Annotated in this window: 11 protein-coding genes; 5 read left to right on the top strand and 6 right to left on the bottom strand. The window is 72.5% G+C overall.

What is annotated here, in order from left to right:
* Positions 1–67 precede the first annotated feature (67 nt).
* Positions 68–805 carry a hypothetical protein gene (locus WMF34_RS33140; RefSeq protein ID WP_437990315.1) on the bottom strand — a complete coding sequence of 246 codons (738 nt, stop codon included), beginning with the start codon at positions 803–805 and terminating at the stop codon, positions 68–70.
* A gap of 260 nt (positions 806–1,065) precedes the next feature.
* Here WMF34_RS33140 and WMF34_RS33135 point away from each other — a divergent pair, with 260 nt between their 5' ends.
* The 4 genes from WMF34_RS33135 to WMF34_RS33120 all read left to right on the top strand — a co-directional run bounded on the left by WMF34_RS33135 (position 1,066) and on the right by WMF34_RS33120 (position 6,647).
* Positions 1,066–2,403: a Stp1/IreP family PP2C-type Ser/Thr phosphatase gene (locus WMF34_RS33135; RefSeq protein ID WP_012239102.1), complete on the top strand. Its 1,338-nt coding sequence runs from the start codon at positions 1,066–1,068 to the stop codon at positions 2,401–2,403.
* A 184-nt stretch (positions 2,404–2,587) separates the two neighbouring features.
* The gene (locus tag WMF34_RS33130; protein WP_437990314.1) at positions 2,588–4,168 is read left to right on the top strand and encodes a hypothetical protein; all 1,581 of its coding nucleotides are present in this window, start codon (positions 2,588–2,590) and stop codon (positions 4,166–4,168) included.
* Positions 4,169–4,230: 62 nt separating this feature from the next.
* Positions 4,231–5,697: a hypothetical protein gene (locus tag WMF34_RS33125; RefSeq protein WP_044966394.1), complete on the top strand. Its 1,467-nt coding sequence runs from the start codon at positions 4,231–4,233 to the stop codon at positions 5,695–5,697.
* Positions 5,698–5,702: 5 nt separating this feature from the next.
* Positions 5,703–6,647: an RluA family pseudouridine synthase gene (locus WMF34_RS33120; protein ID WP_044966392.1), complete on the top strand. Its 945-nt coding sequence runs from the start codon at positions 5,703–5,705 to the stop codon at positions 6,645–6,647.
* Positions 6,648–6,675: 28 nt separating this feature from the next.
* Here WMF34_RS33120 and WMF34_RS33115 read toward each other — a convergent pair whose 3' ends face one another.
* From WMF34_RS33115 to WMF34_RS33095, 5 genes are all read right to left on the bottom strand, one after another.
* Positions 6,676–7,584 carry a M23 family metallopeptidase gene (locus tag WMF34_RS33115; protein WP_437990313.1) on the bottom strand — a complete coding sequence of 303 codons (909 nt, stop codon included), beginning with the start codon at positions 7,582–7,584 and terminating at the stop codon, positions 6,676–6,678.
* 267 nt (positions 7,585–7,851) lie between these two features.
* Positions 7,852–10,152 carry a CapA family protein gene (locus tag WMF34_RS33110; RefSeq protein WP_437990312.1) on the bottom strand — a complete coding sequence of 767 codons (2,301 nt, stop codon included), beginning with the start codon at positions 10,150–10,152 and terminating at the stop codon, positions 7,852–7,854.
* 478 nt (positions 10,153–10,630) lie between these two features.
* Positions 10,631–11,740, bottom strand: a complete 1,110-nt coding sequence (locus WMF34_RS33105; RefSeq protein WP_437990311.1) for an HPP family protein — start codon at positions 11,738–11,740, stop codon at positions 10,631–10,633.
* Positions 11,741–11,858: 118 nt separating this feature from the next.
* Positions 11,859–13,760, bottom strand: coding sequence for a hypothetical protein (locus WMF34_RS33100; RefSeq protein ID WP_437990310.1), 1,902 nt, complete (start codon positions 13,758–13,760; stop codon positions 11,859–11,861).
* A gap of 130 nt (positions 13,761–13,890) precedes the next feature.
* Complete coding sequence (locus tag WMF34_RS33095) at positions 13,891–14,433, bottom strand: hypothetical protein (protein ID WP_157907074.1); 543 nt, start codon at positions 14,431–14,433, stop codon at positions 13,891–13,893.
* A gap of 87 nt (positions 14,434–14,520) precedes the next feature.
* On the opposite strand from WMF34_RS33095, the gene WMF34_RS33090 reads away from it, so the two are divergent.
* The gene (locus WMF34_RS33090) at positions 14,521–15,084 is read left to right on the top strand and encodes a hypothetical protein (protein WP_437990309.1); all 564 of its coding nucleotides are present in this window, start codon (positions 14,521–14,523) and stop codon (positions 15,082–15,084) included.
* The last annotated feature ends 47 nt before the right edge of the window (positions 15,085–15,131 follow it).

Below are 15,131 nucleotides of genomic sequence, written 5' to 3'. Positions count from 1 at the left end.
ACCCGCGGCGGAGCCTCACCCGCGGCGGAGCCTCACCCGCGGCGGCACCTCACCCGCGCCTTCGGCGTCAGTAGCCCCGCGGGAGATCGCCCGCCAGGCACGAGACGGTGTTCGGCGCCCCGCGTGACGACCACTTGGCTCCGGTCGGGACCCCGCCGTCGAAGCGCACGCCCTCGTGTGGATCCCACGACGGCGTCTCGTCCGGGCGCAGGGAGTGCGTCCCGCTCTGGTAGAACGCGATGATGTACGTATGCCCCGCGACGCGGCAGCCGAGCCGCCTCGCGAGCGCCTGCGCGAAGGACCGGCCGGTGTGGCCGAAGGCGCTGCAGCAGCGGAGCCACACGAGGGCGTCCGGCCCCGCGAGCTCGGCCCTCAGGGCGTCGAGCGCCTCATCGAGCGGCGAGCCGGGCCGGAGCGCGGCCTCGTCGAGCCGCGTCGCGCCCATGCGCATGTACCCCCAGCCGCCGTGCCCCCAGGCCTGCAGCGACGCGATCTTCCGGCCGCGCTCCCGCGCAGCGCGCGCCGCCCAGCCGAGCGCCTCGGCCCAGCTCGCGGCGGACTGCCACGCGTCGGCCGCGCCCGTCATGCGGTGCAGCAGCACGCCGGCGCGCCAGATCGGCGTGAGCCCGATCGTCGCGCCCACGGCCTCGCCCAGGACCTCGAGGTCCCCGGTCTCGGCGGAACCGGCGGAGTCCGCCGCGGCTGGGTGCGCGCGCGCCGGCGCGCCATCGCGCCGCCTCGCGCCGTTCGCCCGCCGCGCGCTACCCCACCCGACGTCGGTGTTATCGAAGAGGACGAGCCGCATACAACCCCCATTCTACGCGCTCCGAATGTACCGCCGCTCGTAACCGCGGCCACGCGGTCGATTCCCCACCCGCCCCCCGAGCGCCTCCCGACGCCGCACGCGGCGCGCCGCGCGCGCCACGCCAGCGGGCACGCCCCGGGCGCGGCGAGGGCGCGATGGACGGGAGGAGGTCGTCCGTCGACGCCCTCCACCGTCTCGTTCGTGGTGGGCGCAATCGGTAGTGATTTCCTCCCGCGCCCTCGGTTAGCCTGCCCGAACCGATGGGCCTGTCCGAAAACATCAGGTTTTATGCGGCCACCGACGTCGGCCGCATGCGGGACCACAACGAGGACAACTACCTCGTCGACAAGAAGCTCGCGCTCTTCGTGGTCGCCGACGGGATGGGCGGGCACGCCGCAGGCGAGGTCGCGAGCGCCCTCGCCGTCCGCATCATCCACGAGGAGCTGAAGAAGGAGCGGGACCTCATCGAGAACCAGGCGCGCAGCAACGTGCGGCGCGCCGCGATGAAGGAGGTCCTCAGCCTGCTCGAGCACGCCGTCCAGCGCGCGTGCGCCCGGATCCACGAGGAGGCGAAGGCCGACACGACGAAGCGCGGCATGGGCACGACGCTCTCCGCGCTCCTCATCGCCGGCTCGCACGGCTACATCGCGCACGTCGGCGACAGCCGCATCTACCTCCTCCGCGAGGGCCGCATCCAGCAGGTCACCGAGGACCACACCGTCTACAACGAGCTCATCAAGCGCGGCAAGCTCACGCGCGATCAGATCGAGAAGGTCGCGCAGAAGAACGCGATCACGCGCGCCGTCGGCGTGTACGAGCGCGTCGAGGTCGACACGCTCACGATCGAGGTGCTCCCGGGCGACCAGTTCCTCCTCGCGTCGGACGGGCTCCACGGGTACATCGCGCACACCGCGGAGCTCGAGCCGTTCTTCGAGGAGGAGAACGGCGAGATCGCCGCGAACGGCCTCATCGATCTCGCGAACAGGAAGGGCGGCAAGGACAACATCACCGCGATCCTCGTCCGGCTCGGCCAGGGCGACCACCGCGACAGCGTCCGCGCCCGGCTGCTCGCGCTGAAGCGCGACGTGCTCGCGAAGATGCCGCTCTTCGCGCGCCTGCAGGAGCGCGAGATGCTCCGGGTCATGCAGGTCGCCGAGGTGCTCTCGTTCGAGCCCGGCCAGATCGTGGTGCGCGAGGGCGATCGCGGCGACGAGCTCTTCATCGTGCTCTCGGGCCTCGTCCGGATCATCCGCGGCGAATCGGTGCTGAGCGAGGTCGGCCCGGGCGAGCACTTCGGCGAGATGGCCCTCATCCGCAGCATGCCGCGCTCGGCCACCGTCTCGGCCGTGGAGCAGAGCGAGCTCATCGCCGTCCGGCGCGCCGATTTCTTCGAGATCCTCCGCAAGGAGCACGAGCTCGCCGTGAAGCTGCTCTGGCAGTTCCTGGGGGTGCTCGCCGACCGGCTCGACCAGACGTCGCGCGACCTGAGCACCGCCCGCGAGGAGCTCGCCGCGGAGGACATCACGAGCGAGATCTTCCCCGACAGCGAGGAGGGGAAGAGCCCGTTCGCCCCCGAGGAGCGCTCCTCGGCGCGCTGAACGGCGCCCCCGCGGCCGCGCCCCCGCGGCGGCGGCCGCGCGGAACGGAGCGGAACGGAGCGGAACGGAGCGGATTGCCGCGGCGGGAGCGGCGGGGCGGGACCGCACGAGCCGGGCGAGCGATTCGCGGATTGACACCCTCCTACCCCGGCCGGTAGCGTCCGTCCGACGGATAACCATGAGCATGCACGGCAGAAGGTACTGCGAAGGCCATCTCGCTCGCGTCGCCATCAACGTGGCTGGGGGCTCGGCGTTCGCGTCGCTCGCGGCCCTAGCGGCGGCTCTCCTCGCGGCGTCCCCCGCGGCCGCCGACGAGCCGCGGAGCGCCACCGAGCCGCGGCTCATGATGGAGACCGGCGAGATCACGAGCGTCGTCGACGCCTTCGACGACGGCGACACCTTTGATCTGAACTTCAGCTTCGGCTTCGAGTACGCGACGAAGAGCGCGAAGATCCGGCGCGAGACGAGCATCGCCGGGCCGGGGCTGTCGTCGGGCGGCTACACGTCGAACCTGCTCAACGTGGCGACCTACAACGAGGCGACCTCGAAGCTCAACCTGCGCCTCGACGTCGGCCTCTACCGGGACCTGGCGCTCTACCTCAGGATGCCGCTCATCCTGAACCACTCGCGCGAGCTCACCGATCTCAACGGCAGCGCCGGGGCGGAGGCGCAGGCCGTCGCGCTCGCGGGGGCCCCCGGGGAGCAGCTGTTCCAGATGCCCTTCACGTCGCCGAACCGGAGCGGCATCGAGTACCTCGCCGTCGGCCTCGACGTGAACATCATGAACCAGGCCCGCGACCGGACGAAGCCGACCTGGCTGTTCGGGGTCGAGGGGCGCTTCCCCGTGAGCGAGCCGATGCACGCCTGCACCGAGTCGCCGAAGAGCGGCCAGGTGAAGTGCGCCGATCCGACCGACGTCAACCGGAACAACAGCAGCGACAGCGAGTTCGATGGGCAGCGGGTCGCCCAGCGCGACCCCGGCGTGTCGCGCGGCACCATCGGCCTCGAGGTCCACACGTACCTGTCGAAGCGGATCAAGTACGTCGAGCCGTACGGCGGGTTCAAGGCGCTGTTCGAGTTCCAGCAGGAGTCGAGCGACTACGGCCTCACCGACCTGAAGACGTCGCTGGTGAACCACCCGCCGCTCGTCGGCAGCGTGATGCTCGGCGTGATGATCGTCCCGTGGGAGAACCGCGAGAAGTACACCGGGCTCACGCTCGATCTGCGCTTCACCGGCGAGTACCACTCCGAGGGGCGCGACTACTCGGAGCTGTTCGACGCGCTCGGCTCGAGCGACGCGGGCTCGCTGCGCCAGCCGCAGTGGGCGGCGTTCCGCGACAACGACGCGTACGACCCGGACCTGTGCAGGACGGGCGATGCGAGGGCCTGCTCGCCGTCGATCGTCGATCAGGGCTCGCAGCGGACGTACTTCACGGGGCTCAGCGACGTCCAGCCGTACGGCTCGTACCGCGCCTCGGCGAGCGTGACGTGGCGGGCGGCCGAGCTCGTGAAGTTCCAGATCGGCGCGGGCTTCCGCCACGACGGGGGGCACGGCATCGGCGGCGACCAGCCGTGCAACTCCCAGTTCAAGGACAGCCTCGGGGCGGCAGGGCCTTGCCGCCGCCAGGACGCGGACGGGCGCCTCACCGTCACCGGCAGCCCGAACCCCAACTACCGCCCGACCATCAACGCGGTCGGCCGCCGCTTCTACGTCAACGACAGCAACACGTTCGACCTCTTCGCGAGCGGCACGTTCATGTTCTGATCGACGCCCCGAGCGGCGTGGCCACCGCGGCGAGCGCCGCCGTTGGCCGAAGCAGCAACCCCATGATCGACCCCAGGCACCTCCGCGGTGGCGCGGGCGCCCTGGCGCTCGCCGCGGCGCTCGCCGCGGCGCTGCCAGCGTCGGCTCAGCCCGAAGGCGCGGCGTTGCCCGCGCGCTCCGGAGGAGACGAGCGACCGTCGCCGTCGCCGCGACCCGATCGGCCGTCGCGATCGGCCGTGGTGCTCGCGACCGCGGTCGCGCCCGAGGCCGAGGAGCGCGCCGCGCCGCTCGCCAGCGCGCTCGACGCGCTCCTGTCGGACACGGCGCAGGACCTCGGCCTCTCGGTGGATCTCGCGGGCCGCGTCGGGTCGCGATCGCGCCCCGACGAGGCCGAGCTCATCGAGCGCGCGCGCTCCGGCGACAAGCTCTTCATCGCGCCGAGCCTCGAGCTGCACGGCGACGAGGCCGAGCTCAGGCTCGCCGTTGCGTCCGGCGGATCGAGGTCGCTGAGGGTGCGGGTCGAGCGCGTCGCGCGGGACGACCTCGCGGTGCGCGCCGCGGTGATGCTCCGCGATCTCCTGGCCGAGCTCGACGCCGGCGCCGCCGCGGCCCCTGCGTCGGCCCGCGAGGAGCCGTGCCCCGAGCGGTGCCGCGGGCGCCTCGCCACGCCGGCGCGCAGCATGGGGAAGGCGACGCTCGCGGCCAACGCGACGCTCTACGGAGGCCTCGTGGGCTTCTCGATCCAGCGATCGAGCGGCTCGGACGATCCGCGCCTGCTCTATCCGCTCCTCGCGGTCGGCGCCGGCATCGGGCTCGGCGGCGCGATCATCATCGCGGAGGAGTGGGACGTCGGCGTGGCCGACGCGTGGTACCTCGGGTCCGGCACGTGGTGGCCGACGCTCGCGGGGCACCTGATCTACCAGGGCCGCTTCGCGCAGCACGCGGCGGATCCGGCCCAGGAGCGCTGGGCGTCCGGGCTGATCGGCGGGACCGCCGGGATCACGCTGGCGGCGCTCGGGCTCTCGCTGGGCCGGATGTCCGAGGGCGGCGCGCTGATGGCGCAGTCGGGCGGTGGGCTGGGGCTCATGCTGGGCGGGCTCGTCGAGTGGGCGGGGCGGGGCGACGTGCAGCGGACGCCGATCGCTGGAATGGGCTACGGCGCGGCGCTCGGCTGGCTGGCGGCGGCCGCGGCGGCCACGCAGCTCGACGTCACGCCGTCGGAGATCCTGGCGATCGACGTGGGCGCGATGCTCGGCGGGCTGGGCGCCGCCGCGCTGGCCAGCCCGCTCGTGTTCGAGTCCCCGACCGAGGCGCAGCAGCGGGCCTGGGTCGGCGCCACGGCCGCGGGCTTTCTGCTCGGGGCGGGCGTCGCGTGGCGCGTTACCCGCCCTGCCGGCGCCGGAGCCCGCAGCGCGGGCCCCTCGTGGAACCGGTTCGGCCTGCCCACGCTGGGAGTGATAGGAGAGAGCGTGGTCGGGAGCCGGCGAGCGCCCGCGCTCGGCCTCGGGTGGCAGGGGGCGATTCCGTAGGAGCTATGAAGATCACGATCACCGAGCTGGATGCAGGGACGCGCCTCGACAAGCTGCTCGTGCAGCTTCTCCCCGGGCTGGGGCGTGCGGGCGCGAAGCGGCTGTTCTCCGAGGGGCGCGTGCGCGTCCTCGGCGTGGGGAAGAGCGGCGCTGGCCGGCGCGCGTCGAAGGGCGACGTGGCGGCGGCCGGCGAGGTGCTGGAGGTCGACGTCGAGCCGACGGAGGCCTCCGGCGCGGCGACGCCGGATCCTTCCGCGCCGCTCGACGTGGTGCTCGAGCGCGACGACCTGGTGGTGGTGAACAAACCCGCCGGGGTGCCGACGGCGCCGCTCCATCCGGGCGAGCGCGGGACGGTCGCGAACGCGCTCGTGGCGCGGTACCCCGAGATGGCGGGCATCGGCTTCTCTCCGCGGGAGCCCGGGTTGTGCCACCGGCTGGACACGGACACGAGCGGCCTCGTGCTCGCGGCGCGCACGGCCGCGGCGTTCGCGGCGCTCGGCGCCGGGCTGAAGGAGGGGCGGCTCGACAAGCGCTACCTGCTGATCTGCCAGATCGGCGATCTCCCCGAGATGGGCTCGATCGAGGTGCCGCTCGCGCCGCACCCGAAGGACAAGAAGCGGGTCTACCCGTGCATCCACCCGCGCGACGTGGCGCGATACGCCCCGAGGCCGGCCGCGACGATGTACAAGCGCGTGCGGCAGGTGGGGCTCTGGGAGCTCGTCGAGGCGCGGGCCCCGCGGGCGCTGCGGCACCAGATCCGGGCGCACTTCGCGTCGGTGGGGCACCCGCTGGCCGGCGACGTGCTCTACGGCGGGCCCGCGGTGGAGGGGCTGAGCCGCCACGCGCTGCACGCGCACTACATCGGGTGGGGCGGCAGCGACGCGGTGCCTGCGTTCGTGGTGACGTCGTCGCTGCCCGCGGACATGGCGGCGCTGGTCGGCGAGGCCTGAGCCGCGCGCCGCGCCGCGCGGCGTCGCCTCAGCGCGCGCGCGCCTCGACGACATGGCCGTCGACGTCGCGCGCCCGCGCCGTGATCTGGAGGTCGTCGGCCGACGCCGTCCCGCCGAGGTCGCTGAAGCGGAACGCGATCACGTACGCCGCGGACTGCGCGTTGAACTTCGCCGGCTCGATCCGGATGCCTCCGAGGCTCTGTTCGTCGATGGTCGCGGCGTCTCCCTCCCCTGTATACTTGCGGTTCCACTCCTCGTAGTTGAACACGCGCTCCTCGATGACCTCCCCGGTCGATCGGCTGGACGTCGCGACCGCGAGCTCGACGAGGCCCGGGGAGATGCCTGGCAGGGTGGCCTCGACCTCGACCGAGACGCTCGACGTGGCGTCCTCGTCGGTGCGGCGCACGGAGAGCGCCGGGGGCAGCCCGCCCGGCGTGGGCAGGAAGCGGAGCGGGTGCACGCAGTACACCTTCTCGTGCCCTCCCTCGCGGATCTCGAAGTGCAGGTGGGGGAACAGGCTGCTGGCGGCGAGCCCGGTATAGCCGATGTGCTGACCGCGCCCGACCTGATCGCCGGTCTCGACGAGCGGCATCGCCAGGTGGATATAGGTGCTGTAGAGGCACGGGCCCGGCGGATCGCAGTGCTCGATCTGCACAACGACGTCCTCGAAATCCTGATAGCGGCCCGCGCGGATCACCTTTCCGTCGGCGACCGCGTACACCGGGGTGCCCATGACGGTGGGGATATCGATGCCGCGGTGGAAGTCGTAGACGCCATCGCGCGAGGTCTGCAGGCGGGGACCGAAGCTCGACGACATCGGCTGGATCTCGTCCGTCCCCCCGATCGGCCACACGAGGTCTGGGCCTTCAGGCTCCGAGCCGCAGCCGGCGGCGAGCGCGGAGAGGGCCAGCACGGGCGCGAGAGACGATGGCTTCATGGTGGCGAGTCCGTGGCGCGTGGGCTCCGCGCAGGTGGCGAGTCCACGGCGCGGCGCCCACACGCAGGCTATCGAAGCAGCGCGCGGAAGTCGAGGTCAGGGGTGCTGTGATGGATCCATGCGGCGCCGCCATCGACGCCGCTCGATTCCTCGCCCGCGGAGCAGCGGGCTCCAGCTCGGGGTCGCGAGCGTCGTCTCGGGGCGCGCCGAGGGGCTGCAGCTCGCGGGCGGCTTCGCCTTCCGCCCTCGCGGGCCGCGGCGGCGCGCTCAGGGCGTCGCCGCGGCCAGCGCGTACGACCGGTGCGTCATCGTCACGCCGAGGCTCGTGAGCGCCGGATCCGTGGCGGTGCAGCGCACGAAGCTCCAGTCGTTCGGCGTGGCGAACGCGAACCCGAGGGAGCTGTCGGCGATGGTGCCCTCCCACTCGATGAGCGACACGTCGTCGAGGAACGAGGTGGCCTCGCCGCTCGCCGGCACACCCGCCCTGAAATAGAACCGGACCGAGCCCGCGTTCGCCGGCGGGGTCAGGTCGACGGTGAACGGCTGCCAGCCGTAGGTGCCAGCCGCGCGCGTGTACACGACGCTGTTCGACACGCTGGTCCCGCCGCTCGTGTACCAGTAGACCTGCACGCGCATCTGGCCGGCGTTGTTTCCCTTCATGTAGCCGGTCAGGGTCAATTTGCGGCCAGGCTCGAACTTGACGCGGTTGTTCATGTAGGTCGCGGCCTCGGTCGTGTTGCTCGACTTGCGCAGGAACACCATCGCGCCGGTCCCGCTGTGGACGACGCTGTTCTCGATGTAGCGGAATTCGCTCATCGACCACATCGAGCCTTCGTGGGAGGTGTCGTCGACGTCGCCGTCCTCGAAGTCGCCGTAGAGCATGATCTCCCGGCCGTAATCGCAGCTCGCGGCGGCCGTCGTCCGGACGGCGGCGAGCGAGTCCGCCGGGTTCGAGCGCAGGTGGGCGAGGGGGCCTGTGCGGCGGCTCGTGAGCGGCACGGTCCGCGTCTCGACCGCGTCGCTCGTCGTGTACTGCGAGGGGCTGCTCGCCGCGGCGGCCCGCGGGCCGCTCGGGAACACGACCGCCCCCGTCAGGCCGTCCGCCGCCTCGCCGGGCGCGGGCGCCGCCGGCAGCGTCGTGGAGAGGTGGCCGATGTGGCGGATCGCCCGGCCGAGCCAGGCGCCGCCCACGAGCTTCGGGACGTAGTCCTCGTTCTGGAATGGGATGAGCTGCACGCGGTGCACCGCGCGGTTGCCGCTCGCGTCCTCGTCGATGTCGATGGCGGCGAGGTACGACTGGAACGTCTCGAAGACGTCCTGATCGAAGACCATGTTGCCGAGCGACATGAAGATATAGCGGGGGCCGGCGCCGGCGTTGTACAGCCCGATGCCGTGGATCGTGTGCGGGTGGTGCGCCACGACCATGCCGGCGCCCTTCTGGACGAGCTGGGTGAACCGCCGCCGCATGCCGGACGACGGATAGTCGCTGTACTCGATGCCTCCGTGCAGCACCGGGATGGCGAAGCGCCCGACCGCGTCCTCCGCCATGAAGTCGCTGATCTCGGCGAGGCTGAGCTCGAGCGCGCCGGCCTTGGGAGGAGGCCCGTCGGAGGCGGTGAGCGTGTACTCCGGGAGCGTCGTCCCGTCGTTGACGAGCTGGTTGAACCCCTGGAAGGCCACGTCGACGCCGCGGAGCGTCCGGTAGAGCACGGTGCCCTTCGCCATCGTCTCGTCGAGCCCTGCGCCGAACCAGTCGAGGCCGGCGTTCGGGACGGCGGTGAGCGTGTCGGCGACGCCTGCCCCCAGGTAATCGAACATGTGGTTGTTGCCGAGGCTCACGGCGTCGACGCCGGAGAGCGCGAGCGCCCTGACCGTCTCGGGGTAGGAGAAGAACGTGAACGACTTGTAAGGGTGGGGCGTCTGCGGGTTGGCGGTGACGGGGCACTCCAGGTTGACCTGGGTGTAGTCGGCCGACGAGAGGACGTCGCGCAGGAAGGAGAGGACGGCGCTCGCGTCGGCTTGCCGTGTCGCGGGGCGGATCAGGTCGCCCTCCTCTCCCTCGATGCCGTCCTCGTCGCTGTCGATGAAGCGCCGACCGAACATCGTGTCGCCTCCCACGAGGATCCGGGCGCGGCCCGCGCGCTGCTCGGTCAGCACGACGCGGCCGACCCCGGCGGCCGCCTCGGCGAGCGGCAGGTGCAGATCGGCAGGGATGATCTCGCTGTAGTACCCGTCGACCTCGACGCGCAGCAGGACCGAGCGCCGCGCGAGCGCCGCCAGCGTGAACGCGCCCGCGCCGTCGGTGAACGCGATCTCGCCGTGGTTGACCGCGCCGCTCCCCCAGCCGATGGCCGTCACCTCCGCCCCCGCGATCGGCGACCCCGCCTCGTCGACGACGACGCCGGTCACGTCGATGGGCGCCGCCGCGTAGGTCGCGTCGTACGCGGCCTCCGTGGCGTCGAACTGGAACGCCGCCGACGCGTCGCTCGCGGCGAGCCAGGCGCAGGCCGCAGCGCACACGGACAGCGGCGTGGAGGTGATGACGCGGACAAGGGGTCTTTCTGCCATGTTCGCTCCCGATCGGTTGGGGCCTGTTCGAGGACGGATGACCTCAACAGGCGTGATGGGCGCCAGAGCTCCTTCAGGGCCGGCTCAACACGTGCAAAAAAAACGTGCAAGCGTGCAAACGTGCAAATGTGCCGTGTGACCGAACTCCGAGGTGACCAAGGCCGACGATGGGTCGCGAGCGTCGATTGGCCGCTCAGCCCTTGCTAAAAAGGCCGCGAGAGCGCCGACCCATGCACGATTCGATCCGTTTCAGCGATGGCGCTGGAGACAAAGACGATTGTCTCGAGACTATCATGCTTCGATCATCGCTCGCTATACGCTCGAGTGGAGCAGCCGGCGATTTGTCGTCTTGTGGTTTTGTGGTTTTGTCGTCTTGCCGGCGTAGCAGGGTGTTCCTGCGCGTGAAGGCGTGTGCATGGATGGTGCGCTGTGGCGATGCGCGCCTGTGTCGCACAGGGGCGTACTGCCCCGGGGCTCGCTACCCGACCAGCGCCGAGCCCTTGGCGAGCTGCGCGCGGCCGATCACGGCCAGGAGATCGGTTTGGGTCACGATGCCGCGCAGGCGCATCTTGGCGTCGACGATCAGCGCTTCGTGCACGCGCCCGCGGGAGAGGAGCTGGAAGAGCTCGTTGATCGGCGTGTCCTCGCCGGCGGTCTCGAAGTAGATGGACGGCAGGTCGCGCACGGCGGCCTCGGGCATCGCAGACGCGATCGAGACGTCGATCGCGCCGTGCACGACGCCTCGCTCGTCGACCACCGGCAAGACGCGCAGGGCGCGCTCGCGGAGGCGGCGGAGCGCGAGCGCGCTCGGATCATCGGGGTGAATCGTGACCAGATCGCGCGACATGATCTCGCCGCAGGTGACGCCTCCGCGCAGGCGCCGGTGCGCCTCCTCTTCGACGTGCCGGACGAGGGCGATCAGATCGTCGCGCTCGACGTCGAGCGGCGTTCCGAGGCGCTCGAGGGCGGCGTCGATGTCGCTCGGCGAGAAGCCGACGCGGAGCTCGGGCGGGGCATCGGCGGTGCCGTGGGGCGAGGCCGGCAAGGCCACGACGTGCGGGTAGCTGCGGCGCACCAGGTTGTTGAACACCATCCCGGCTGCCACGAGCAGCAGGGAGTTGATGGCGACCGGCACGAGCGCGAAGTGATAGCCGAGGCTCGTCACGGCCGGGCCGCCGATGACCGCCGTGAGCGCCACCGCGCCCGCGGGCGGGTGCAAGCACCGGAGCAGGCTCGTGACGGCGATGGTGACCGCGACCGCGACGGCGCCGGCGCACAGCGGATCGGGGATGACGCGAGCCGCCGTGACGCCGATGACGGCCGCCAGCACGTTGCCGCCGAGCACGGACCAGGGCTGGGCGAGCGGGCTCGCGGGGACCCCGAACACGAGCACGGTCGAAGCGCCGATCGGCGCTATCAGGAGCGGCGCGTGCGCGGTGGGGCCAAGGCAAGCGTGCATCACGAGCCCGGTGGCCAGCAGCCCGAGCAAGCCCCCGGCAGCAGCGTAGATCCGCTCGCTGGCGAGCAGCGGCGTGCGCATGGGCTGGAACCGCGTAAGAAAGCTCGAGCTCGCAACTCCGAAGCTCATCGCGCGGCCATATATCGAGATGTTCGCGCGCTGTCTACGAATGCTTACGAAGGCTTACGAACGCTGACGAGGGGCTCGCGGGTCGCCAACGCGTGTCCGGACGGGGGTTGATCCGGCGCTACGCCGCGGCGGAGACCGCCTTCTTGCGGGGGCGCGGCGCGCGGGTCGCGCCGGCCGGCTTCGTCGGCGTGGCGCCCGCGGGCGGGGTGGACACGGCGCGGACCAGCGCGGCGGCGATGGCCGCCGTCATCCTCGCGGTCGGCAGGCGCGGCGCGAACGCGAGCACGCGCTCGCCGGGGCGCCGGCCGCGCGAGGAACGGCCGCTCTTCGCGAGCCCCTCGACGGCGCGCTCGCACGGCGAGCCGGGGGCGACGCGCAAGAGGACCTCGGGCAGCCCGATGGCGCCGCCGGCGCCGGGCGCGTAGACGACGCCGACCTCGATCCCGACGAAGCCGGGGAGCGCCACGCGCGGCGAGAGGCCGAGCCGGAGCTCGTCGGCGTCGGGGCTGCCGTCCGGGATGCGGAGGCGGCCGACGACGCGGAGCTCCTGCGCCGCGGCCGGGGCGCCGGCGGGCGCCTTCCGCAGGCGCCGCACGCGCCGCGCGACGTCGCGCAGGAACGCGACCGGCCGCGCCGCCGGATCGGCGGGGAGCTCGGCGAGCCGGCCGGTGCAGAAGATCGCGAGCAGCGCCGTCGCGTCGAGCGCCAGCAGGTGGGCGTGGTACGGCGAGGCGGCCGCCACGGCGTGGACGCCCGCGCCGAGCCCGGCGAGCAGCGCAACGAGCAGCGCCTTGCCGGCGCGCGTCGAGACGTCGAGGTAGACGCCGCGCGCCCGCGGCGGCTCGCGGAACGCCTCGGCCTCCGCGATGGGGAGCCACTTGCCAGGGCGCCGCAAGGTCGCGGCGGCGCGCTCCGGGCGGGGCGTGCGGTGCGCGGCGAGCGCGGTCGCCGCGGCCACGAGCGCGGCGCCCGGCGTGCCGTCCCTGAGGAGGAGCTCCAGGGCGACGCCCGCGACGAGCGCGAGCCCCGCGAGCGCGGCGCGCGGCGCGAGCGGGATCGGGACGAGGGGCCGCGGCAGGGCGCCCGCGGCGCGCGCGAGGCGCTCGTGCTCGCGCGCCTTGAGCGCGACGAGGGCGCTGTAGAGCGCGAAGAGGACCACGCCCGCGGCCACGTAGAGGGTGCGGCTGCGATCTGGGCTGCCGGCCGCGGCGTCCGAGATGCGGCCGAGCGCGTCGGCCCCGGGCTTCGCCGCGGCGGGCTCGGGCTGGAAGGCGCGCGCGTCGGCGCGGATCGCCCACCGGATCGGCTCGGACTTGGGGGCGTACGGGCGGAGCAGCTCGAGCTCGTCCTTGTCGAGCGCGCGGCGGAGCGTGGAGAGCGTCGTCGGCGCCGGGAGCGCGTCGGGGGACGCCGCCTCGCCGGCGCGCGGCTCGTCGACGCGCGGCTCGTCGGGCGCGGCCGGGAGCGCGACGGTGAGCCGCGCCGAGTCGTAGCCGTCGTCCCAGATGGGGCCGCTCCAGGAGACGCGGGAGCTCGGGCCGTCCTGGCGGATGAGCCCGCGCTTCATGAGGTCCGTGCGGTAGCGGAAGAAGAGCACGAAGACCCCGCGGCTCAGCCCCTTGCCGTCGAAGCGGGCCCGCATCGCCGCGGGGCGGCGCGTGCCGTCCTCGCGCGGCCGGGTGTCGGGCGGCAGGAGCTCGATCGCGACCGGCGTCGCGGACGCGAGCGAGCCCGCCTCCGCGGCCTTGAAGGGCACGGCGTAGCTTCCCGGATCGAGCTGGGCGTCCGGGTCGACGCCCTGGATGTCGAGCCCGCGGAGCGGCCCGCCCGAGATCTTGAGCGTGACCTTGTGCTCGACCGTGGCGGCGCCGGCCCGGTCGATCGACAGGCGCACGTCGTCTCCGGCGATGTGCACCTCGACCCACGCGCGCGCGGGGAGGGCGAACGCGATCGACAGGAGCGCCGCCAGGAACGGGAGCAGCAGCGCCGGCCCGGGGCGGCGGGCGATGCGAGAGGGCATGGTGCAGGAGTCCCACGTCGCCGCGCGCGGGGCCAAGTTCCAGGGACGCCGGCCGTCCCGCGTGGGGGCCGCGCGCACCCGCCGGGCCGGCGTCGCGCGCGGATTGGCGACGACAAGGCGAGCGCGTCGATCAGAAGACGACGCCGAGCGAGAGCGACCCCATGAGCTTGATCTTCCCCGCCTTCTCGTAGAAGGAATACTGGTAGGGGCCCGCGGTGATCGTCACGGGATCGGCGAGCGCCACGCCGATCCCGAAGCCTCCCGACATGGCGAATCCGCCGTCTCGGCTGAGCACGTTCGTGCTCCCCACCATGCCGCCGAGGACGACGCTGCTCACATCGCCGCGGCCCTCGAGCCGCCCGGGAGGGGTGATGACCGCCTCGAACGACTCGTAGCCGAGGCGTCCTTTCACCCAGAAGCCCCGCAGCGCCTTGCCTTCGACGTAGACACCGACGTCGGCCGCGAGCGCGTAGCCGGTCGTGTCGAGCGACGCGTCCTCGAGCGAGCCCCAGATCCACGACGGCGCGATCCCGATGGTGAGCGGCCCGATGATCGCGACCTCGCCCTCGAACGTCATCTTCCCGAACAGGAGATCCAGGGCGTTGTAGCGGACCGACCAGCGGCAGCAGGTGGACTCGGGGGGCTTCGGGGGCGGCGGGGGCCCGGCCGGCAAGGCGTAGCCCTGACCATAGCCGGGCGGCTGCTGGGGGTATCCCTGCTGAGGATAACCCTGCTGGGGGTATCCCTGCTGAGGATAACCTTGCTGGGGGTATCCCTGCTGAGGATATCCCTGCTGCTGAGGGTAGCCTTGCTGAGGATAACCTTGCTGGGGGTATCCCTGCTGAGGATATCCCTGCTGCTGAGGGTACCCTTGCTGTTGAGGATATCCCTGCTGCTGAGGGTAGCCTTGCTGAGGATACCCTTGCTGCTGAGGGTAGCCTTGCTGAGGATACCCCTGCTGCTGAGGGTAGCCTTGCTGAGGATACCCCTGCTGCTGAGGGTAGCCTTGCTGAGGATACCCCTGCTGCTGGGGATACCCGGACGGCGCCTGGGCAGCTCCGCCGGGCTGCGCCTGGCCCTGCGGGAGCGGCTGAGCGCTCTGTTGCGCTGTCGCCGCTGGCGCGAGGAGGAGCGCGCCGAGGCCGAGAAGGAGGCCGCAGGCTGCCGGGCGGAGAGCTGCCCTGGAGGAGGGCGCGCGCGCGGGGCCCAGACCCGTGGTGAAAGCGCAATCCATGGCGGCGGACTGTACCGAATCCCGAGCACGCCGGCTACACGCGCGCCGCGAACCGTCGCCGCGCTCGCGCGCGCGATCTCCAGCCTGTAATCTCCGTCCCGATGCCAGTCCCCGAAGTCGTCGCCGTCACAGAACTC

The organism is Sorangium sp. So ce145, from assembly GCF_051525985.1.
Taxonomy (GTDB): Bacteria; Myxococcota_A; Polyangia; order Polyangiales; family Polyangiaceae; genus Sorangium; species Sorangium cellulosum_B.
The sequence above is the reverse complement of the archived record's forward strand: the minus strand, read 5'-3'. Positions and strand labels throughout refer to the sequence as shown.

Excerpts from the sequence above, each read along its gene's own strand:
- WMF34_RS33110 (WP_437990312.1), bottom strand. The coding sequence starts at position 10,152 with ATGGCAGAAAGACCCCTTGTCCGCGTCATCACCTCCACGCCGCTGTCC.
- WMF34_RS33120 (WP_044966392.1), top strand. The coding sequence starts at position 5,703 with ATGAAGATCACGATCACCGAGCTGGATGCAGGGACGCGCCTCGACAAG.
- WMF34_RS33105 (WP_437990311.1), bottom strand. The coding sequence starts at position 11,740 with ATGAGCTTCGGAGTTGCGAGCTCGAGCTTTCTTACGCGGTTCCAGCCC.
- WMF34_RS33115 (WP_437990313.1), bottom strand. The coding sequence starts at position 7,584 with ATGAAGCCATCGTCTCTCGCGCCCGTGCTGGCCCTCTCCGCGCTCGCC.
- WMF34_RS33140 (WP_437990315.1), bottom strand. The coding sequence starts at position 805 with ATGCGGCTCGTCCTCTTCGATAACACCGACGTCGGGTGGGGTAGCGCG.
- WMF34_RS33130 (WP_437990314.1), top strand. The coding sequence starts at position 2,588 with ATGCACGGCAGAAGGTACTGCGAAGGCCATCTCGCTCGCGTCGCCATC.
- WMF34_RS33125 (WP_044966394.1), top strand. The coding sequence starts at position 4,231 with ATGATCGACCCCAGGCACCTCCGCGGTGGCGCGGGCGCCCTGGCGCTC.
- WMF34_RS33100 (WP_437990310.1), bottom strand. The coding sequence starts at position 13,760 with ATGCCCTCTCGCATCGCCCGCCGCCCCGGGCCGGCGCTGCTGCTCCCG.
- WMF34_RS33135 (WP_012239102.1), top strand. The coding sequence starts at position 1,066 with ATGGGCCTGTCCGAAAACATCAGGTTTTATGCGGCCACCGACGTCGGC.